Annotated in this window: 23 protein-coding genes; 11 read left to right on the top strand and 12 right to left on the bottom strand. The window is 71.7% G+C overall.

What is annotated here, in order from left to right; genetic code table 11:
* The first annotated feature begins 97 nt into the window (after positions 1-97).
* Positions 98-1,120 carry a DUF8017 domain-containing protein gene (locus tag IE255_RS15410; protein WP_190050828.1) on the top strand — a complete coding sequence of 341 codons (1,023 nt, stop codon included), beginning with the start codon at positions 98-100 and terminating at the stop codon, positions 1,118-1,120.
* A 76-nt stretch (positions 1,121-1,196) separates the two neighbouring features.
* Here the strand turns inward: IE255_RS15410 and IE255_RS15405 are convergent, their stop codons facing one another.
* Positions 1,197-2,042, bottom strand: coding sequence for a spermidine synthase (locus IE255_RS15405; protein WP_190050827.1), 846 nt, complete (start codon positions 2,040-2,042; stop codon positions 1,197-1,199).
* 88 nt (positions 2,043-2,130) lie between these two features.
* On the bottom strand, positions 2,131-3,300 hold the full coding sequence (gene tuf, locus IE255_RS15400; protein WP_190050826.1) for an elongation factor Tu: 1,170 nt from the start codon (positions 3,298-3,300) through the stop codon (positions 2,131-2,133).
* Between the two features lie 341 nt (positions 3,301-3,641).
* On the opposite strand from tuf, the gene IE255_RS15395 reads away from it, so the two are divergent.
* Complete coding sequence (locus IE255_RS15395) at positions 3,642-4,433, top strand: TVP38/TMEM64 family protein (RefSeq protein ID WP_190050825.1); 792 nt, start codon at positions 3,642-3,644, stop codon at positions 4,431-4,433.
* Between the two features lie 19 nt (positions 4,434-4,452).
* Here IE255_RS15395 and IE255_RS15390 read toward each other — a convergent pair whose 3' ends face one another.
* Complete coding sequence (locus IE255_RS15390) at positions 4,453-5,622, bottom strand: thiolase family protein (RefSeq protein ID WP_190050824.1); 1,170 nt, start codon at positions 5,620-5,622, stop codon at positions 4,453-4,455.
* 93 nt (positions 5,623-5,715) lie between these two features.
* Here IE255_RS15390 and IE255_RS15385 point away from each other — a divergent pair, with 93 nt between their 5' ends.
* The 5 genes from IE255_RS15385 (at position 5,716) to lnt (ending at position 9,671) form a co-directional block, all read left to right on the top strand.
* The gene (locus IE255_RS15385) at positions 5,716-6,186 is read left to right on the top strand and encodes a winged helix-turn-helix transcriptional regulator (protein WP_190050823.1); all 471 of its coding nucleotides are present in this window, start codon (positions 5,716-5,718) and stop codon (positions 6,184-6,186) included.
* A gap of 159 nt (positions 6,187-6,345) precedes the next feature.
* Entirely contained in the window at positions 6,346-7,221 is an 876-nt protein-coding gene (locus IE255_RS15380; protein ID WP_190050822.1) for an undecaprenyl-diphosphate phosphatase, read from the top strand.
* Positions 7,222-7,318: 97 nt separating this feature from the next.
* Positions 7,319-7,498, top strand: coding sequence for a hypothetical protein (locus IE255_RS15375; RefSeq protein ID WP_190050821.1), 180 nt, complete (start codon positions 7,319-7,321; stop codon positions 7,496-7,498).
* Positions 7,499-7,556: 58 nt separating this feature from the next.
* On the top strand, positions 7,557-8,027 hold the full coding sequence (locus IE255_RS15370; RefSeq protein ID WP_190050820.1) for a nuclear transport factor 2 family protein: 471 nt from the start codon (positions 7,557-7,559) through the stop codon (positions 8,025-8,027).
* Between the two features lie 69 nt (positions 8,028-8,096).
* Entirely contained in the window at positions 8,097-9,671 is a 1,575-nt protein-coding gene (gene lnt, locus IE255_RS15365) for an apolipoprotein N-acyltransferase (protein ID WP_190050819.1), read from the top strand.
* Here lnt and IE255_RS15360 read toward each other — a convergent pair.
* On the bottom strand, positions 9,595-10,500 hold the full coding sequence (locus tag IE255_RS15360; protein WP_190051352.1) for a Gfo/Idh/MocA family protein: 906 nt from the start codon (positions 10,498-10,500) through the stop codon (positions 9,595-9,597). The genes lnt and IE255_RS15360 overlap by 77 nt on opposite strands.
* A 176-nt stretch (positions 10,501-10,676) precedes the next feature.
* On the opposite strand from IE255_RS15360, the gene IE255_RS15355 reads away from it, so the two are divergent.
* Together IE255_RS15355 and IE255_RS15350 are read left to right on the top strand one after the other, a co-directional pair.
* Complete coding sequence (locus IE255_RS15355; RefSeq protein WP_190050818.1) at positions 10,677-11,189, top strand: DinB family protein; 513 nt, start codon at positions 10,677-10,679, stop codon at positions 11,187-11,189.
* Positions 11,190-11,291: 102 nt separating this feature from the next.
* Positions 11,292-11,816 (top strand): hypothetical protein, encoded by a 525-nt coding sequence (locus tag IE255_RS15350; RefSeq protein WP_190051351.1) that lies wholly within the window; start codon positions 11,292-11,294, stop codon positions 11,814-11,816.
* Positions 11,817-11,825: 9 nt separating this feature from the next.
* Here IE255_RS15350 and IE255_RS15345 read toward each other — a convergent pair whose 3' ends face one another.
* The 5 genes from IE255_RS15345 to fabG all read right to left on the bottom strand — a co-directional run bounded on the left by IE255_RS15345 (position 11,826) and on the right by fabG (position 16,579).
* Positions 11,826-12,356 (bottom strand): hypothetical protein, encoded by a 531-nt coding sequence (locus IE255_RS15345; RefSeq protein WP_190051350.1) that lies wholly within the window; start codon positions 12,354-12,356, stop codon positions 11,826-11,828.
* Positions 12,357-12,485: 129 nt separating this feature from the next.
* On the bottom strand, positions 12,486-13,169 hold the full coding sequence (gene ung / locus IE255_RS15340; RefSeq protein ID WP_190050817.1) for a uracil-DNA glycosylase: 684 nt from the start codon (positions 13,167-13,169) through the stop codon (positions 12,486-12,488).
* 93 nt (positions 13,170-13,262) lie between these two features.
* A complete protein-coding gene (locus tag IE255_RS15335; protein WP_190050816.1) occupies positions 13,263-14,849 on the bottom strand; it encodes an ABC transporter substrate-binding protein in 1,587 nt (528 codons plus the stop codon).
* A 197-nt stretch (positions 14,850-15,046) separates the two neighbouring features.
* Positions 15,047-15,805 (bottom strand): SDR family oxidoreductase, encoded by a 759-nt coding sequence (locus IE255_RS15330; protein WP_190050815.1) that lies wholly within the window; start codon positions 15,803-15,805, stop codon positions 15,047-15,049.
* 12 nt (positions 15,806-15,817) lie between these two features.
* Positions 15,818-16,579, bottom strand: coding sequence for a 3-oxoacyl-ACP reductase FabG (fabG, locus tag IE255_RS15325; protein ID WP_190050814.1), 762 nt, complete (start codon positions 16,577-16,579; stop codon positions 15,818-15,820).
* 230 nt (positions 16,580-16,809) lie between these two features.
* Between fabG and IE255_RS15320 the strand changes: the two genes are divergently transcribed.
* On the top strand, positions 16,810-17,241 hold the full coding sequence (locus IE255_RS15320; RefSeq protein ID WP_190050813.1) for an excalibur calcium-binding protein: 432 nt from the start codon (positions 16,810-16,812) through the stop codon (positions 17,239-17,241).
* A 23-nt stretch (positions 17,242-17,264) separates the two neighbouring features.
* Here IE255_RS15320 and IE255_RS15315 read toward each other — a convergent pair whose 3' ends face one another.
* Both IE255_RS15315 and IE255_RS15310 read right to left on the bottom strand, forming a co-directional pair.
* Positions 17,265-17,678, bottom strand: coding sequence for a DUF3037 domain-containing protein (locus tag IE255_RS15315; RefSeq protein ID WP_190050812.1), 414 nt, complete (start codon positions 17,676-17,678; stop codon positions 17,265-17,267).
* Positions 17,675-18,430 (bottom strand): HipA family kinase, encoded by a 756-nt coding sequence (locus IE255_RS15310; RefSeq protein ID WP_190050811.1) that lies wholly within the window; start codon positions 18,428-18,430, stop codon positions 17,675-17,677. The genes IE255_RS15315 and IE255_RS15310 overlap by 4 nt, the downstream gene beginning before the upstream one ends.
* A 197-nt stretch (positions 18,431-18,627) precedes the next feature.
* On the opposite strand from IE255_RS15310, the gene IE255_RS15305 reads away from it, so the two are divergent.
* Positions 18,628-19,101, top strand: coding sequence for a Rieske (2Fe-2S) protein (locus tag IE255_RS15305; protein ID WP_190050810.1), 474 nt, complete (start codon positions 18,628-18,630; stop codon positions 19,099-19,101).
* Here IE255_RS15305 and IE255_RS15300 read toward each other — a convergent pair.
* Complete coding sequence (locus tag IE255_RS15300; RefSeq protein ID WP_190050809.1) at positions 19,088-19,738, bottom strand: cysteine hydrolase family protein; 651 nt, start codon at positions 19,736-19,738, stop codon at positions 19,088-19,090. The genes IE255_RS15305 and IE255_RS15300 overlap by 14 nt on opposite strands.
* Between the last annotated feature and the right edge of the window lie 131 nt (positions 19,739-19,869).

Below are 19,869 nucleotides of genomic sequence, written 5' to 3'. Positions count from 1 at the left end.
GGCACGCCGGTTGGCTCCGTCCCGTCCCTGCGTTGCTACGTCTCCGTCCACGAGCGGTGACCGAATCGTGTCCGGAGCGCGGCTAGGGTTGCTGCCCATGTGGCCAGGACAGCAGCCGCCCGGGGGCGAGCAGAACCCGCAAGCGAACAACCCGTACCAGCAGCCGGGGTACCAGCAGCCGAATCCGTATCAGCAGCCGGGGTACCAGCAGCCCCACCCCTATGGGCAGCCGCCGCAGCAGCCGCCGCAGCCGCAGTGGGGCGCCCCCGCGCCGGCCGGCGCGCCGCAGCCCCCGCCGGGCGGTGGCGGCGGCAACCGGACGAAGCTGGTCGCGATCATCGCCGCGACGGCGGTGGTCGTGGCGGCCGGCGTCACCGGCTTCCTGGTGCTGGGCGGCGACAAGGACGACACCGCGGACGGCGGCGGCAAGAGCGACAAGGCGTCGGTGAGCCCGTCGGCCTCGGAGCCGAGCGCGCCCGCGACGGGCGACAACCCCCGCGGCGGCGAGGAGGAGCAGCCCACGGTCAAGGGCTGGAAGGTCGTCATCAACCCCAAGTGGGGCACGGCCTTCGACGTCCCGGCGGACTGGGAGGTGGCGTCCCCGACGTCGTCCGTCTTCTTCGAGGACGAGAAGTCCGACGACGGCAAGCCGCTCATCATCATGTCGGCACCGGCGTTCTACAAGTCCAAGTGGTGCACGAGCGACGACGACAAGGACGGCAGGACCGAGACCGAGGCCCTGGCCGGCGCGGGCACCAAGGGCGCCGACGGCGCCAAGAACACGGACGAGGTCGCGGTCAACCAGGTGGCCTGGTGGGTGTTCGGCGGCTACACGCAGCCGGACAAGAAGAGCGTCAAGACCGACGACAAGGCCAAGCCCTACACCACCGCTTCGGGCGTGAAGGGCAGCGTCGCCTGGGCCTGGTCGGAGAACACGCCCGACAAGGGCAAGTGCGCCAGCGACGGCAAGGCGGTCACGTTCGGCTTCAAGAACTCGGCCGGCGATTTCGTCGCGTGGAGCTTCTTCGGTGCCAAGGGCGTCAAGGGCGAGGTGCCCAAGGAGACCATCATGAAGATCCTCAGCACGGTCCGGCTGCACGGGGAGCCGACCGGCGGCTGAACCGGAGACTGAACCGCGGGCCGGACGGCCGCACTCGCCGTCCCGGTGCCCCTGGGGCGGGGCCGCCGGCCACGACTCAGCCGATACCGAACGCCCCGTCGGGGGGCTCGGGTGACGGCACGGCGTCCTCGTCCCGCACCGGCCGCGCGACACCGACGAACTCCCGCAGCGCGGCACCGTGTTCGACCCGGGCCGGGAAGGCGTCGGCAGCCGTGAGCCGGGTCAGCGCGGCGATGTCGACCGGCTCGTGCCCGGCGACGAGCACCGCGTTCCCGAACCGCCGCCCCCGCAGCACCCCCGGCTCGGCGATCAGCGCCAGTTCCTCGAATGCGGTGGCCAGCGTGGCGAGTTGGGAGCGCAGGAAGCCGAACGGCGCCGCATCGGGGAGATTGGCGAGGTAGACCCCGCTCCCCCGCAGGACCCGCGCGGCCTCCCGCACATAGGCGACGGACGTGAGATGCGCCGGAACCCGCGATCCGCCGAACACATCGGCGACGATCACATCGGCCGAGTCCCCGGCGGCGTCCTCCAGCCACCGCCGCGCGTCCGCCGCGTGCAGCGCGACGCGAGCCCCCTCGGGCAACGGCAGATGCTCGGCCACCAGCTCCAGCAGCCCCTGGTCGGCCTCGACGACGTCCTGCCGGGACCCCGGCCGCGTCACCGCCACATACCGGGGCAGCGTGAGCGCCCCACCCCCGAGATGCACCACGTCCAGCGCGGCCCCCGGCTCGGCCAGCACATCCAGCACATGCCCGAGCCGCCGCGCGTACTCGAACTCCAGGTGCGTCGGGTCGTCCAGATCGACATACGACTGAGGCGCCCCGTCCACGGTCAGCAGCCAGGCCCGCTCCCGGTCGATGTCGGGCATCAGCTTGGCGAACCCGTGATCGACGGCTCGTGCAACGGGAATGGCTTCCTTCACCCCTCCATTGTGCCTTTGTGCAGCAGGCCCTTAAGGGGCGCGGGGAACTGCGCGACCAGCCACAACGGCCCCGCAGTCCCCCACAACGTCAACCCACCACGGACACGGTCCCCGCCCCCACAGTCCGCCCACCCTCACGGATGGCGAACCCGAGCCCCGCCTCCAACGGCACGTCCCGCCCCAGTTCGACGGTCATCACCACCGTCTCCCCGGGCCGCGCCACCGCCGCCTCACCGAGGTCGACAACCCCCACCACATCCGCCGTCCGGATGTAGAACTGCGGCCGATACCCACTGGAGACAGCCGTCGTCCGCCCGCCCTCCCGCGCGGACAGCACATACACCTGCGCCGTGAAGCGACGACTCGGCACCACACTCCCCGGCGCGGCCACCGCATGCCCCCGCCGGACGGCATCCCGCGGAACCCCGCGCAGCAGCAGCGCCACGTTGTCCCCGGCCTGCGCCTCCTCCATCGGCTTGCCGAAGGTCTCCAGCCCGGTGACCACCGTCTCGACCGGAGCCCCCAGCACCTCGACCCGGTCCCCGACCCGCACCACACCCCGCTCCACCGCACCGGTGACCACGGTCCCCCGCCCGGTGATGGTCAGCACGTTCTCCACCGACAGCAGGAACGGCGCGTCCACATACCGCTCCGGCATCGGCACGTACGTGTCCACCGCGTCGAGCAGCGCCTCGATCGACGCCGTCCACCGCGGGTCCCCCTGCAGCGCCTTCAGCCCCGAGACCCGTACGACGGGCACGGAGTCACCGCCGTAGCCGTGCGCGGTGAGCAGGTCGCGGACCTCCAGCTCGACCAGGTCGGTCAGCTCCTCGTCGCCCGCGTCGGCCTTGTTGAGGGCGACGACGATGTGGTCGACGCCCACCTGCCGGGCGAGCAGGACGTGTTCGGCGGTCTGCGGCATGATCCCGTCGAGCGCGGAGACGACGAGGATCGCCCCGTCGAGCTGCGCGGCGCCGGTGACCATGTTCTTGACGTAGTCGGCATGGCCCGGCATGTCGACGTGCGCGTAGTGCCGGGTGTCGGTCTCGTACTCGACGTGCGCGATGTTGATGGTGATGCCGCGCGCCGCCTCCTCGGGCGCCCGGTCGATCCGGTCGAACGGCACGAACGCGCCGCTGCCGCGGTCGGCGAGGACCTTGGTGATGGCGGCCGTCAGGGTGGTCTTGCCGTGGTCGACATGACCCATGGTGCCGATGTTGAGATGCGGTTTCGTACGGACGTAGGCCGTCTTGGACATGGCTGTACCTCGAAGCGTCTGGTCGACGAAGAAGAAGTGGGACCCCGAGGACCTGCCCGACCCTCCCCTTGCGGGGTCCGCCGGACGAACCGGAGAGGGTCAGCTTCGGGCGCCGTCGGAAACGGCCGTGAGAACGGCGACGGCAGCCTTCGGGGCATCCGTGACCACGGATGCTGCGAGGGCGAAGGCGTGCCGGAACATGAGACAGATCATTGCCGACGCTTTACCGCACGTCGAACGGTTTTCCTCCGCCCTGCGTACAGACAGGCGTACGGCTGTCTGTGACGCTCGTGAGACGAACCATACGGCGATCACACACATTTGTCGGTTAGTGTCACCGGATGCTCGATGCCACCACCCGCTCTGGGGGCACCGCCACGGCCTCTCCCCGGGCCACCACCGCGGAGCTCGCCGTCGCCGCTTCCCCGGCAGCGACCGCCTCGCCCGCCGCACCCACCGGTTTCACCGCTCGCTGCACCAGAGTTCTGCTCTCTCCGTGGTCGCGGCTCTCCCTGCTCGTCGCCCTGCTCGCCGCGGGCGCCTGCGGGGTGCTGCTGTTCGAGCCGCAGCGGCTGCTGACGCAGGGCTGGCCGCCGCAGCTCGGCGGGGCCATGGCGGCACTGGTGTTCGCGGTGGCGTACGGCGTGTGCACCGTGGCGTTCGTGCCGCGTCCGCTGCTGAACCTGGCGGCGGGTGCGCTGTTCGGTTCGCAGCTGGGCCTCGGCGTGTCCCTGGCCGGCACGGTGCTCGGTGCCGGGATCGCCTTCTGCCTGGGCCGGGCGCTGGGCCAGGACGCCCTGCGGCCGCTGCTGCGCGGGCGCTGGCTGAAGGCGGCGGACGGCCAGCTCAGCCGGCACGGCTTCCGCTCGATGCTCGCGGTGCGCCTGTTCCCCGGCGTGCCGTTCTGGGCCGCGAACTACTGCGCTTCCGTCTCCCGTATGGGCCTGCTGCCGTTCCTGCTGGCCACGGGCCTCGGTTCCATCCCGAACACCGCCGCCTACGTGGTCGCCGGCGCCCGCGCCTCGACGCCGACGTCCCCGGCCTTCCTGATCGCCCTGGCCTGCATCGCCCTGCCGGCGTTGGCGGGCGTGGTGGTGGCCTGGCGCAAGCGGCACCACCTGCGCCGGCTCTGACGAACCGTTACCTCCCGGTTCATACCCGTTCCAGCACCATGGCGTTGGCGAGCCCGCCCGCCTCGCACATCGTCTGGAGCGCGTACCGGGCACCCCTCTCCCGCATCGCGTGCACCAGCGTCGTCGTCAGCCGGGTGCCGCTCGCGCCCAGCGGATGGCCGAGCGCGATGGCGCCGCCGTGCACGTTGACCCGGTCGAGGTCGGCGCCGGTCTCCTGCTGCCAGGCCAGGACGACACTGGCGAACGCCTCGTTGACCTCGAACAGGTCGATGTCGTCGAGGGTCAGGGACGCCCGCCGCAGGACCTTCTCGGTCGCCGGGACGACGCCCGTGAGCATCAGCAGCGGGTCGGAGCCGGTGACGGCGAAGCTGTGCAGACGGGCGAGCGGGCGCAGCCCGAGCCGGGCCGCCGTCTCGCCGGAGGTGATGAGCACCGCCGAGGCGCCGTCGTTGATCGGGCTGGCGTTGCCGGGCGTGACGTTCCACTCGATCTGCGGGAAGCGCTCGGCGAAGCCGGGGTCGTAGTAGGCGGGCTTGAGCCCGGCGAGGACCTCGGTGGTGCTGCCGGGCCGTACGCACTCGTCGCGCGTGACGCCCTCCAGGGGCGCGACCTCGGCGTCGAAGAGCCCGCTCTCCCAGGCCGCGGCGGCCTTCCGGTGGGAGGAGACCGCGAAGGCGTCCATCTGCTCGCGCCCGATCGACCACTTGGCGGCGATCAGTTCGGCGCTGATGCCCTGCGGGACGAGCCCCTCCGGATACCGCTCGGCGACCCCGGGGCCGAAGGGGTCCTTGCCTTCGGGCACGTTCGACCACATCGGCACCCGGCTCATCGACTCCACCCCGCACGCCACGACGAGGTCGTACGCGCCCGAGAGGACGCCCTGCGCCGCGAAGTGCACGGCCTGCTGGGAGGAGCCGCACTGGCGGTCCACGGTGGTCGCGGGCACCGACTCCGGGAAGCCCGCGGACAGCACGGCGTAGCGGGTGGTGTTCATGGCCTGCTCGCCGACCTGGTCGACGGTGCCGCCGATGACGTCGTCGATCAGCGCCGGGTCGACACCGGAGCGCTCGACGAGCGTGCGCAGGGTGTGGGCGAGGAGCTCCACGGGGTGGACGTGCGCGAGGGCGCCGTTGGGCTTGCCCTTGCCGATCGGGGTGCGTACGGCTTCGACGATCACTGCGTCACGCATGTGCGGGCCTCCACGACTACCGGTGAGTAGGAAATCCGAACTCACGGTATCCCGCAGGGTTGGAAAATCCAACCCTCTCCTAGACTGAGCTTCATGGCCGCCAGCAAAGACCCGCGCCCCTGCTCCATCGCCGACACCCTCGCGCTCGTCGGTGAGAAGCACTCCCTGCTCGTACTGCGGGAGGTGTGCCTCGGCAACGGCCGGTTCGACCAGCTGGTGCGCAACATCGGGGCCCCGCGCGACATCCTCGCCACGCGGCTGCGCCGGCTGGTGGACGCCGGGATCCTGGTCAAGCAGCCCTACAGCGAGCGCCCGCAGCGCTTCGAGTACCGGCCGACACAGGCGGGCCTGGAGCTGGAGCCGGTGCTCATGACCCTCATGGCGTGGGGCGACCGCCATCTCCGCGGGGACGGCGACCGTCCGATGGTCCTGGAGCACTCCTGCGGCCAGGCGCTCGCCCCGGTCGTCACCTGCCGGGCCTGCGGCGACGAGGTGCGCCACGAGGACCTCACGGCCCGCCCCCAGGCGCCCGGCTGGACGGTGACCGGACCGACGGCGGCCTGATCCCCACCGCTCCGGGGGCGCATCCAAACCCCTGTGTCCGGGCGGCCTTCCGGGGGCGCTACGCTTCCCCCTCGGCACACATGATCCCCCGTTCATCGCAACGGCGGCCCGGTGTGCCCGTCGTCCGTCCCACGATCGGCACTTGGACTCCGCTACCTCATGTCTTGGTTCGAATCACTCATCCTCGGACTCGTCCAGGGGCTGACCGAGTTCCTCCCCGTCTCCTCCAGCGCGCATCTGCGCCTGACGGCGGCCTTCTCGGGCTGGAAGGACCCGGGCGCGGCCTTCACGGCGATCACGCAGATCGGCACGGAGGCCGCCGTGCTGATCTACTTCCGCAAGGACATCGGGCGGATCATCTCGGCGTGGACGCGCTCGCTCACGAACAAGGCGCTGCGCAGCGACCCCGACGCGCGGATGGGCTGGCTGGTCATCGTCGGCTCGATCCCGATCGGCGTGCTCGGCGTGACGCTGAAGGACCAGATCGAGGGGCCGTTCCGCGACCTGCGGATCACCGCGACGATGCTGATCGGCATGGGCATCGTCCTCGGCGTCGCCGACCGGCTCGCGGCACGGGACGAGAACGGCGGCCGGCACCGCGCGCCCAAGCAGCGCAAGGCCCTGGAGGACCTGGGCGTACGCGACGGCCTGATCTACGGCGTCTGCCAGGCCATGGCGCTCATCCCGGGCGTCTCCCGCTCCGGCGCCACCATCAGCGGCGGCCTGTTCATGGGCTACAAGCGCGAGGCCGCGGCCCGCTACTCCTTCCTGCTCGCCATCCCGGCGGTGCTCGCCTCGGGCCTGTTCGAGCTCAAGGACGCGACGGAGGGCGGGCACGTCTCCTGGGGCCCGACGATCTTCGCGACGGTCATCGCCTTCGGGGTCGGATACGCGGTGATCGCTTGGTTCATGAAGTTCATCTCGACCAAGAGCTTCATGCCGTTCGTCTGGTACCGCATCGCGCTCGGCATCGTCATCATCGTCCTGGTCAGCACGGGTGCCCTGAGCCCGCACGCGGCCGAGTCGGCGGGCTGACCCGGCCCCCTGTGACCCGGGTCTCGTGACCAACCGCATACCGATCGGGTAGCCGTCCGGTAGCGGCCTGTCAGTGGCTGCCCCTAGGCTTGTCCGCATGTCCCCCGATTCCGTGACCCCTGGTTCCGTGCGGTCCGCTGCCGAGGTCAACGAGGAGATCCGTGCGCTGTGGCGGCGCACGGGCGGCACCCTGTCCGCCGAAGAGCGCGCGGAGTACGAGCTGCTGGTCGTCGAGTGGGCCGCGGCGATCCGCAGCGGCGTCGTCACAGCAGCCTGAGCCCCGCCGGGGGCGCACGGCTCTTGGCTCGGCGCCTCCCATGCCCAACACTGAGCCGATGACGCAGCGCGTGGAGCTCGCCACCGTGAGGGACCGGCTGGCCGTCGACGGTCTGATCACCGACTACGCGGTGGCGGTCGACGACGGCGACTGGGAGGCGTACCGGGGACTGTTCGCCCCGCGAGGGCGAGCCGACTACCGGTCGGCCGGCGGCATCGAGGGAGAGGCCGGGGCGGTCGCCGCATGGCTCGCCGACAGCATGCGGCTGTTCCCCGTGCGGCAGCACCTGATCGTCAACCGCCGGGTGCGGTTCGGAGTATGGGAGCAGGACACCGGCGACACGGCCCAGGTGCAGGCCGACTACGTCAACCCCATGGCCACCGAGGGACCCGCCCCCGACTTCGTGTGCGGCGGCCGGTACGCCTTCGCCCTGCTGCGCACGGACGACGGCTGGCGGCTGAGCGAGGTGGTCGTCCGGGAGAAGTGGCGACGCCTTCCCGAGCGGCGGACGGCACCTGTGGTCAACTGACCCGGCGTCCTCTGTCCTAGATCGTCCGCAGGGCGCACACTGGAGGCACCCGCGGGGTAGGAGGCGCCTATGAAGACGCTCGGCCACTGGCTCGCCTCCCCGTGGCGGCGCTCGGCCGCCGCGGCGGTCGCGGGCGCCCTCCCCGTCCTCGCCTTTCCCGCGCCGTCCCTGTGGTGGTGCGCCTATGTCGCCCTGGTCCCCTGGCTCCTGCTGCTGCGGACCGCGCCGACCGGGAAGCGGGCCGCGTACGACGGCTGGAGCGGCGGCTTCGGCTTCATGCTGGCCATGCACCACTGGCTGCTGCCGAACCTGCACGTGTTCACGTTCGTCATCGCCGCCCTCCTCGGCGCGCTGTGGGCCCCGTGGGGCTGGCTGGTGCGCCGCCTCCTGGCCGGGGTGCCCTCGCGGAGCCGGATCGCGGCCGCGCTCGTGGTGCTGCCGTCGGGCTGGCTGGCCGCCGAGCTGGTCCGCTCCTGGCAGGGGCTCGGCGGGCCCTGGGGCATGCTCGGCAGCAGCCAGTGGCAGGTCGAACCGGCGCTGCGGCTCGCCTCGGTCGGCGGGGTGTGGCTGATCAGTTTCCTGCTGGTGGCCCTCAACGTCGCGGCCGCCGTCCTCGTCGCGGTCCGCCGGGCCCGGCTGCCCGCCGTGGCCGGTCTCGTCGCCACCGCCGCCGCCACCTCCGCCGCCTGGACCCTCGCGCCCCGGCCCGCCGTCGACGGCCAGGTCAGGATCGCCGTCGTCCAGCCGGGCGTCATCGACGGCGCGGACAGCGGGGACCGCCGGTTCGCACGCGAGGAGCAGCTCACCCGGCGGCTCGCCGGACAGGACGTGGACCTGATCGTCTGGGGCGAGAGCAGCGTCGGCTTCGACCTCGGGGACCGGCCCGACCTCGCCCGGCGGCTCGCCGGCCTGTCCCGCGCGACGGACGCCGACATCCTGGTCAACGTGGACGCCCGGCGCTCCGACAAGCCGGGCATCTACAAGAGCTCCGTCCTGGTCGGCCCGGACGGTCTCACCGGCCAGCGCTACGACAAGATGCGGCTCGTGCCCTTCGGCGAGTACATCCCGGCCCGCTCCCTGCTCGGCTGGGCCACCTCCGTCGGCGAGGCCGCGAGCGAGGACCGCAGGCGCGGCTCCCAGCCGATCGTGATGAACGTGGGCAGCGGGCTGCGCGTCGGCCCGATGGTGTGCTTCGAGACCGCCTTCCCCGACATGACCCGCCACCTCACCCGGGAGGGCGTCGACGTGCTCATCGGCCAGTCGGCGACGTCCACGTTCCAGCACAGCTGGGCCCCGGAGCAGCACGCCTCCCTCGCCGCGCTGCGGGCCGCCGAGACCGGCCGCCCGATGGTGCACTCGACCCTGACGGGCGTCTCCGCGGTCTACGGCCCGAGCGGACAGCGCGTCGGCTCCTGGCTCGGGACGGAGGCGTCCGCCGCGCAGGTCTACGAGGTCCCCCTCGCCCACGGCACCACGCCCTACGTCCGTCTCGGCGACTGGACGGTGCACGCGGCGCTGCTGATCCTCGCCGCCTGGGCCGCCGGCGAGGGCCTGCGGACCCTGCGGCTCAGGCGGTCCGCTCCTGAACCGCGCGTACGACCCGCTCGCACAGCTCATGGGTCTCCAGCGCGTCCCGGGCGCTGAGCACCTTGCCCGCCCGCACCGCGTCCAGGAACGCCAGCACCGCCTGCTCGATCCCGCGCTGCCGGGCCACCGGCACCCAGTCCCCGCGCCGCCGCACGGTCGGCTGTCCCTTGTGGTCGACCACCTCGGCGAGGTTGACCACCTGCCGCTTGGTGTCCTGCCCGGAGACCTCCAGGACCTCTTCGGCCGAACCGCTGAGCCGGTTCATCACGCCGAGCGCGGTGAAGCCGTCCCCGGCGAGCTGGAGCACCACATGGTGCAGCAGACCGTCCCGGACGCGGGCGCGCACGGTCACGTCGTCGATCGCGCCGGGCACCAGGAACCGCAGGGTGTCGACGACGTGGATGAAGTCGTCGAGGATCATCGCGCGCGGTTCCTCCGGCAGCCCGATGCGGTTCTTCTGCATCAGGATCAGCTCGCGCGGATGGTCGGCGCACTGCGTGTAGCCGGGGGCGAAGCGCCGGTTGAAGCCGACGGCCAGGCTCACGTCCCGCTCCTCGGCGAGGGCCACCAGCCGCGCCGAGTCGCCGAGTTCGTAGGCGAGCGGCTTGTCGACGTACGTCGGTACGCCCGCCTCCAGCAGCCGCGTCACGATCTCCGGGTGGACGAGCGTGGGCGCGTGCACGAAGGCGGCGTCGAGGCCCGCCGCGAGCAGGGAGTCGAGGGTGGTGTGCCGCCGCTCCGGCGGGAGGTGGAGGCGGTCGGCGACCCGGTCGAGCGTGGCGGGTGTGCGGGTCTGCAGGTGCAGCTCGACCCCGGGCTGGAAGGCGAGGACCGGAAGGTAGGCCTTCTGCGCGATGTCACCGAGTCCGATGCAGCCGACCTTCACGTGGTGCGCTCCTCTGGTGGTGCCTGCCGGGGCCTGCTCGGAAGCATACGGCTGCTGGGGGAACAGGGCGGGCCCGGCCTTCGACAGCGCGACCACACGGGAGTTGCTGGACGGGATGCTCGGGGCCGCCTGAAATGCCATGGTGTGGCGAGAGGGCGTTGGGACAGGATGCCTGTATGACGACCGAACGCCGTATGCCCGCCACGACCCTCGACGAACGCGCCATGCTGGAAGGCTGGCTGGAGTTCCACCGGAAGACCCTGGCCTTCAAGTGCGAGGGCCTGAGCGACGAGCAGCTCAGGTCCGCCGCCGTGGAGCCCTCGAACCTGTCCCTCATGGGGCTGGTGCGGCACATGGCGGACGTGGAGCGGAGCTGGTTCCGCCGGGTGCTGGCGGACGAGGACGCGGCGCCCCTGTACTGGAGCGACGAGGACCGCGACGGCGAGTTCCGTCTGACGGAGGCGGACACCTACCAGGAGGCGTACGCCGCCTGGCAGGCCGAGATCGAGACCGCCCGGCGCAACGCGGCCCGCTTCGGCCTGGACGACCTCTCCGAGGGCGCGCACCGGCGCACCGGCGAGAAGTTCAACCTGCGGTGGATCTACACCCACATGATCGAGGAGTACGCCCGGCACAACGGCCACGCCGACCTGATCCGCGAGCGCATCGACGGCTCGACCGGCGACTGACGTCACCCCGGCGCGCCGATGCCCTCCGTACGGGGTGGGACATCACCCGTGCGGGGCATCCTCCGCCTGTCCGCCGTACCCTCCCCGGCCGGACGCACCAGAGTGGCGCGGGTGCATCGAACGACGACCACAGCGACGCTCCTGGTGACCGTGGCTGTCTCGGCCCTCTCCGGCTGCGTGACGGTCCAGCATCCTCCCGTCCCGGGGCCGCCGACGGCACCGTCCCGGCCGTCGGTGCCCCAGCCGGCGGGGCAGGCGGAGACGCAGATCGTGCAGGCTCCGGCCCGCGAGGCCCTGCAACTCATCGAGGAGTCGCGCCGCCCGGAACCGGCCCCGTCCGAGTCGCGTCTGACCACTCCCGCGGCGGCCCCGCCCCAGCGGGGTGAGCCGCCGGCCGGCACCCGCGACGCTCGCCCGCGCCCGGCCCGCCCGGAACGCCCCGAGCGGGCCCCGCGCGGTCCGCAGCGGCCACGCCCCGGTCTCCCCGACGTCTCGGAGCCGGTACGGCAGGACGTCCACGAGAACGTCCCGGGCGGCACGGACGTGTGCGCGCTGGGCAGGCGCTACGGGGGGTGGCGGGCCGACAGCCCGGAGGCGACCATCTGCCAGGACACCTACGGGCGGTGACCGACTCCGTCAGGGCCGCTGCCTCGGCGGCGTCCCCCACGTGCCTCCGCCGGACCCTCCGCCGCCCTCATCCAGCCGGGACTCCAGCCGCCGGATGGCCGTCCACACACCCTCCGCGTAGCGGTCGTCGGTGAGGGCGGCGGCCGCTCCCCTGGCCCGCCGCAGGTGGGTGCGGGCGGCATCGCGCTCGCCCAGCCCGGCGTAGTCCGCGGCCAGGCTCACATGCAGGGAGGGGTAGAACGCGCGCACCGCGAGCGACCCGTCCCGCGAGGCGGGCCCGTCCCCGGCGATCTCCTCCTCCGCCGCGGTCAACGCGCGCAGGTCCCAGGCCAGTTCGTCCGCGGGGTCGTCCTGCGTGTCGGCCAGGTAGTGGGCGAGGGTGCAGCGGAGCAGCGGATCGCCGTGCTCCCCGATCTCCGCCCACAGGTCCAGGAGCCGGTGCCGGGCCTCCTCCCGGTCCCCCGCGTGGTGCAGCATCACGACCTGCCCGATCCGCGTCAGCACGGCATCCGGCGCCGCCTGCCCCTGTCGCTCGACCACCACGCCCTCCGCACCCTCGTCCGCTGTCGCCCCCGACGCTAACCGCACGCGGGGGCGATCCGGCTCAGGCGGCTCCGAACGCGACCGGGCCCGTCACGGCCGGTGCTCTTCAGCCCAGGCCGGCGTTCCTCAGCCCAGATTGGGGATCGTCCAGTCGATCGGCTCGTGCCCCTGCGCCGCCACCGCCGCGTTGATCTGCGTGAACGGCCGGGAGCCGAAGAACTTCTTCGCCGACAGGGGCGAGGGATGCGCGCCCTTGACCACCACATGCCGCGACTCGTCGATCAGCGGGAGCTTCTTCTGCGCGTAGTTGCCCCACAGCACGAACACCGCCGGGTCCGGCCGCTCGGCCACGGCCCGGATCACGGCGTCGGTGAACTTCTCCCAGCCCCGGCCCTTGTGCGAGTTGGCCTCGCCGCCGCGGACCGTGAGCACCGCGTTGAGCAGCAGCACGCCCTGGCGGGCCCACGGCATCAGATAGCCGTTGTCCGGGACCGGCGTGCCCAGCTCCTCGTGCATCTCCTTGTAGATGTTCCGCAGGGACGGCGGGATCCGCACACCGGGCCGGACCGAGAAGCACAGCCCGTGCCCCTGGCCCTCGCCGTGGTAGGGGTCCTGACCGAGGATCAGAACCTTGACCCCCTCGTACGGCGTGGCGTCCAGCGCGGCGAAGACCTCCTCGCGCGGCGGATACACCGGCCCCTTCGCCCGCTCCTCCTCGACGAACTCCGTCAGCTCCTTGAAGTAGGGCTGCTGAAGCTCGTCACCCAGAACCCCGCGCCAGGACTCGGGCAGCATGGCGGTGTCGGTCACGTCAACGTCCTCACGATGTGCGGTCACTTCCAGGCCTCAGAACCTACAGGCGACCACTGACAACGCGCCCGGAAAGCCGGACTCCCGCCCCGCCTACCAGGCGGTCTTGCGGTGCAGCTCCCACATCATCATGATCGTCGACGGGTCCAGGGCCCGCTCGGCGCCCGAGACGTCCCGGCTGGCCGCCACGTACTGCCGGCCCTGCCACAGCGGCAGCAGCCGCGCGTCGTCCACGAGGATCCGCTGGGCCTCCTCGAACTCCTTCTCCACGTTCGCGCGGTCGCTCTGCCGGCGCGACCGGGGCAGCAGCTCGCCGGTGATCTCGGGGGCCGGGTAGGGCGTACCGAGGGCGTTCTGCTCGCCGACGAACGGCGCGATGAAGTTCTCCGCGTCCGGGAAGTCGGGGAACCAGCCACGCCCGAACACCGGGTACTCACCCTTCTGGTAGCCCTCGACGTAGGTCTTCCAGGGGCGGCTCTTGAGGCTGATCGTGAACAGGCCCGAGGCCTCCAGCTGGCGCTCCAGCTCCTTGAACTCCCCGGCGGTCTCGGAGCCGTAGCGGTCGCTCGTGTACCAGAAGGTGAGCGGGACCCGCTGGGTGATGCCCGCGTCGGTGAGGATCTTGCGGGCCTTGCCCACGTCCGGGTCGCCGTAGTCGTCGAAGAAGCCCGTGGTGTGGCCGGTGAGGCCCTTGGGGACCATGGAGTACAGCGGGTCGACGGTGTCCTTGTAGACCTTGTGGGCGATCGCCGCCCGGTCGACGACCTGCGCGATGGCCTGGCGCACGGCCTTCTTGTTGGCCCAGGAGTCCTTCGGGTTGAACACCAGGTAGTTGATGTCCGTGCCGGTGCCCTCGACGAGCTGGATCTCCTCCTCCTTGGAGGTCTTGCTCTGCAGGTCGACGACGTCGCCGGCGGCCAGACCGCGGTAGGTGACGTCGATCTGCTGGTCGCGCAGGGCCTTGACCATGGTGGCGGAGTCCTGGAAGTAGCGGATGGTCACCGCGTCGTTCCGGCGCTCGGCGTAGCCCTTGTAGGAGTCGTTGCGGACGAGGACGGCCTCCTTGCCGTCGTCGTACGAGTCGAGGGTGTACGGACCGGAGCCGACGACGTCCTCGCCCTCGCGCAGGGAGCTCTCCGGGTAGGCCTCCGGGGAGACGATCGACATGGCGGGCGTGGCGAGCACGAAGGGGAACGTGGCGTCCGGCTTGTTGAGGTGGAAGATCACCTCGCGGTCGTTCGGTGCCTGGACCCGTTCGAGGCTGCCCAGCAGACCGGCGGGGCCGCCGTTGACGTTGATCTTGCGGATCCGGTCGAACGAGTACTTGACCGCCCGGGCGTCGAGCGCGTCCCCGTTGGAGAACGTCAGGCCCTCGCGCAGCTCGCAGCGGTAGACCTGGTTCGAGGCGTCGCTGAAGCCGCACTGCTCGGCGGCGTCGGGCTCGGGCTCGGTCGCGCCGGTCGGGTAGCTCAGGAGCGTCTGGTAGATGTTGCGGAACAGCTCCCAGGAGCTGTCCCAGGAGGCGGCGGGGTCGAGCGTGCTGGGGGCACTGGTGGTGCCGACGACGATCGGCCCTTCGTCCTCCGGGGTGTCGGACGACAGCACGCCGCACCCGGTCACCAGGGACGATATGGACGCGATGGCCGCCACCCGCCGCAGGCATCGGTTCCGGTTGAACACGCGCACGCTCCTCGATCTGCCATACCAAGGGTCGGCAGACCATACCGCAGTGCTGCGGCCGCTGACCCTCCCCGGACATGACTCCTTGATCGATAAACCTTTGACTACGTTGTCATCGTCCTTTGCGATGTCTTTACGCCGGCACGGGCGCCCCTTGCGTCAAGGAGCGCCCGTGTGGCCTCGTCCGTACGCCGGTGTCAGCCGGTGCCGGCGTTGAGGAAGATGCCGCCGTCCACGACGAGCGTCTGGCCGGTGACCCAGTCGGACTGCTCGGAGGTGAGGAACGCGGCCGCGCCGCCGATGTCGGAGGGCACGCCGAGCCGGCCGAGCGGGTAGGCCGCGGCGGCCTCCTCCTCCCGGCCCTCGTACAGGGCCTGGGCGAACTTGGTCTTCACGACGGCCGGGGCGATCGCGTTGACCCGCACCCTGGGCGCGAACTCGTGCGCGAGCTGCACGGTCAGGTTGATCATCGCGGCCTTGCTGATGCCGTACGCGCCGATGAACGGCGAGGGCGAGAGGCCCGCGACGGAGGCGATGTTGACGATCGCGCCGCCGTTGTCCTTCTGCCAGGCGTGCCAGGTCCTCTGGGCGAAGCCGAGCGCGGAGACGACGTTGGTCTCGAAGACCTTGCGGGCGACGTTCAGGTCGAGGTCGGCGATCGGCCCGAACACCGGGTTCGTGCCGGCGTTGTTGACCAGGAAGTCGATGCGGCCGAAGGCCTCCATCGCGCGCTCGACGGCGACGGCCTGGTGGGCCTCGTCGTGCGCCTTGCCGGCCACGTAGATCGCGCGGTCGGCGCCGAGCCGCTCGACGGCCTCCTTGAGGGCGTCCTCGTTGCGGCCGGTGATGCAGACGCGGTCGCCGCGCGCGACGAGCGCCTCGGCGACGCCGTAGCCGATGCCGCGGCTGGCGCCCGTGACCAGGGCGGTCTTGCCGGAGAGTTCCACGGAAGTCATGTTCTTGATCCCCTAGTCGAGCGGTCCGCCGGCCACGTACAGCACCTGGCCGGAGACGAATCCGGCCGCCTCGCCGGTGAAGAAGGCGATGGCGTTGGCGATGTCCTCCGGCTCGCCGACGCGCTGGACCGGGATCTGGGTGGCGGCGGCGGCCTTGTAGTCCTCGAAGCCCATGCCGACGCGGTCGGCGGTGGCCTTGGTCATCTCGGTGGCGATGAAGCCGGGGGCGACGGCGTTGGCGGTGATGCCGAACTTGCCGAGCTCCTTGGCGAGGGTCTTGGTGAAGCCCTGGAGTCCGGCCTTGGCGGCGGAGTAGTTGACCTGGCCGCGATTGCCGAGGGCGGACGAGGAGGAGAGGTTGACGATCCGCCCGAATCCCGCGTCCACCATGTGCTTCTGGCAGGCCTTGGACATCAGGAAGGCGCCGCGCAGGTGCACGTTCATGACGGTGTCCCAGTCGGAGACGCTCATCTTGAACAGCAGGTTGTCGCGCAGCACGCCCGCGTTGTTGACCAGGATCGTCGGCGCGCCGAGCTCCTCGGCGATCCGGGCGACGGCCGTCTCGACCTGGGCCTCGTCGGAGACGTCGCAGCCGACCGCGATGGCCTTGCCCCCGGCGGCGGTGATCTTCTCGACGGTGTCCTTGCAGGCGGCCTCGTCGAGGTCCAGCACGGCGACCGCGCGGCCCTCGGCGGCCAGCCGTACGGCGGTGGCGGCGCCGATCCCGCGCGCGGCACCGGTGACGACGGCGACCCGCTGCTCAGTGGTGGACATGGCTGCTTCTCCTCAGGTGAGCGACCGCTTAGTACCTTCAATGGATGTGACGCTAGAAGCCCTGGCACCCGGTGTCAACGCCCAGCCCGGCCATGTGATCCATCCCCCGGCCCCACCCTGCCCGACACCACTCGCGCGACCACTCGATCGGGCTATGGCTCCGAGCCGCTGTGCCCCACGCCGCCTAGCGTCGAAGCGCGAGCCACTCGTGGCCGGAAAGGAGGCGCCCCATGCGCCGTCGCACCGGTGCCATAGGCACGCTGTTCGCGATCACCGCGATCGTGCCGTTGGCCGACCCCGCTCATGCCCAGCCCGACCGGGACTGCCGCGACTTCGCCTTCCAGGAGGACGCGCAGGCCGTTTTCGACGCGGATCCCAGCGATCCCCACCGACTCGACGAGGACCAGGGCCCGGACGACGGCATCGCATGCGAGGCGCTGCCCCGCCGTGGTGCCGGTGTCGTCTCCCCCACTGTTCCCGCCAGCCCGACCGCGACGGTCACCACCCCCATGCCCACCATCACCCCGTCCCGAGGCGTGCGAGGCGGAGTCGGGGGCGCGGTGGCTTCGGGGCCCAGTGACTGGGACGTCGGCATCGGTCTGGCCTTCGCCGGGGGCGCCGCGGTCACGGCCGGCTGGCTGGTGAGACGCCGCTTGCGCTGACGCAGGGCGTGCCGTGGGGTCCCTCACCTCACCAGCAGGTCCAGCAACCGTTCCGTCTCCGCGGCCGGGTCGGTGGTCAGGCCGGTGTGGACGGGGCCGGGCTGGACGATCGTCGAGCGGGGGGCGACGAGCCAGCGGAAGCGGCGGCCGGGGTCGTCGGACGCGGCCTGGCCGGCCGCGGGGCCGCCCGCGCAGACGCTCTCGACGGCCCGCAGGGCGGCGCGGACTCCGGCCACGTCCGCCTGCGGGTCCAGGGCGAGCAGCCGTGCCTCGTCGAGGTGGGTGCGGGCGCCGACGTAGGCCTCGGCACGGCAGTAGACGAGCACCCCGGCGTTGACGCACTCGCCGCGCTCGATGCGCGGGACGACGCGCAGCAGGGCGTATTCGTAGACCTGGCGGTCGCGGGTCCCGCCCTTGATGATGTGCCGGTCGCTCACTTGATCCCCTGGATGCGGTCGTGGATGGCGGCGGCCCGGGCGAGCAGCGGCCGCGCGTAGGCCTGCCTCAGGTCGTCCGGCGTGTCGAAGCCGGGCTCGTCCGTCAGCCAGGTGTCCGGGATCTGCGCGGTGACGTCGGCGAGGAGCTGCTCGGTGATCCGGGGTGCCAACTCGGCCGCCGCCGAGGCGGTGTCGGGCGCGAAGGGCGCCAGCGCGTGGTCGGAGGCGTCGTACGGGCGGGCCGCCGAAGCCTGCGCGCCGCGCCAGTTGTGGTGCCAGATCATGGTCGCGCCGTGGTCGACGAGCCACAACTCGCCCTGCCACATCAGCAGGTTGGGGTTGCGCCAGGACCGGTCGACGTTGTTGACCAGCGCGTCGAACCAGACGATCCGCCCGGCCTCCTCGGGGCTCACCCGGAAGGCGAGCGGGTCGAAGCCGAGCGCGCCGGAGAGGAAGTCCATGCCGAGGTTGGTGCCGCCGCTGGACCTCAGCAGCCCCTGCACCTGCTCGTCGGGCTCGCCGAGTCCCAGCTCCGCGTCGAGCTCGACCGTGACGAGGCGCGGCACGCGCAGCCCCAGCCGGCGGGCCAGCTCCCCGCAGACCACCTCGGCGACGAGCGTCTTGCGGCCCTGGCCCGCGCCGGTGAACTTCAGGACGTACATGCCGAAGTCGTCCGCCTCGACCAGACCCGGCAGCGAACCGCCCTCGCGCAGGGGCGCGATGAAACGGGTCGCGATCACTTCCTTGAGCATCGCCCCAGGTTACTGACGCACCCGGGAACACCGGCGACGGCCTCGCGGCGGCGGGCCGGAACCCGACAGCGAACCGACAGCCCCGTTTTACCTACCCCGCTCCGCGAACGGGTCAGGATTTCGACATGGTCTGAACAGCCGGTCCGCAAGGGCCGTACCTCTCGGCAGATCTCGAAACCCCCGGAAGGAACGTCAGCATGACCAGCGAATCAGTTCAGCCGGTGTCGGGACCGAGCCGCCGTACCGTCGTGGCGGCGGTCGGCGCGGCGGGGCTCACCGTGGCGCTGACGGCGTGCGGGTCGGACGACGAGGCGTCCGGCTCGTCCACCGAACAGGGCGGCGGCGCGACGAACGAAGGGGGCGGCTCGTCCGCCGGAGCCGGCGGCGCCGCGCTCGCGAAGACCACCGACATCCCCGAAGGCAGCGGCAAGATCTTCGAGAAAGAGAAGGTCGTGGTCTCGCAGCCGACCGCGGGCGAGTTCAAGGCGTTTTCGACGGTCTGCACCCACCGGAACTGCCCGATGGTGGACCTCAAGGACGACATCATCTCCTGCACCTGCCACGGCAGTCAGTTCTCCGTCCTCGACGGCAGCGTGAAGAAGGACCCCGCGGTCAAACCGCTGGAGCCGAAGCAGATCACCGTGAACGGCGACTCCATCACGCTAGCCTGACCCCGCGCGGACGCTCCAGACACGCCAGCACCTCGTCCGTGGTCGCGACCGTGGCGACCAACGCGAGGGTGTGGCGGATCATCGCGGGGGTGTAGTCGGAGGGCACCCCCGCGATGGCGTCCGCCGGGACGACGGCGGTGTAGCCGCGGTTCACGGCGTCGAACACGGCGTTGGGAACGGCCACGTTGGCCGAGACCCCGGTGACGATCAGCGTGCGGCAGCCGAGGTTGCGCAGCAGCGGGTCGACGTCGGTGCCCTGAAGGGGCGACAGCCCGTGCAGGCGCCGTACGACGAGGTCCTCCTCGGCGACCTCGATCGGGGCGGCGACCCGCACCGCCGGCGTGCCGGCCAGCTGCTGGACGGGCAGGCGTGCGGCGGCGCGGAAGAGGCGGGCGTTGCGGCCGGCGCCCCGGCCGTCGGGCCGGCGCTCGGCGACGGCGTGCACGACCTGGACGCCGCCCTGGTGGGCGGCGGCCACCAGACGGGCCACGTTGGCGAGCATGCCGCTGGAGCGTGCCTCGCCGGCGAGTTCGGGCAGTGCGCTGTGCGCTCCGACGACGCCCTCCTGGCATTCGACGGTGAGCAGCACGGTGGTGTCCGGATCGAGGAGTTCGCTGAGCGCTTCGTACGAGGGCACGGTTTCCCCCTGTCGCCGGCGGCCGGGCGGCGAGCGTAGCCACCGTTGCGCACGGACGGAAGAGCGCTCATTCTTTTCTGACGTGATGTCAGAGGATCTCCTCTGACACGACGTGAGTGAAGAAAGAGGGG

It is taken from the genome of Streptomyces lomondensis (genome assembly GCF_014651035.1).
Lineage (GTDB): Bacteria > Actinomycetota > Actinomycetes > Streptomycetales > Streptomycetaceae > Streptomyces > Streptomyces lomondensis.
Note: the sequence above shows the minus strand (reverse complement) of the source record. Positions and strands in the feature narration are given on the sequence as shown.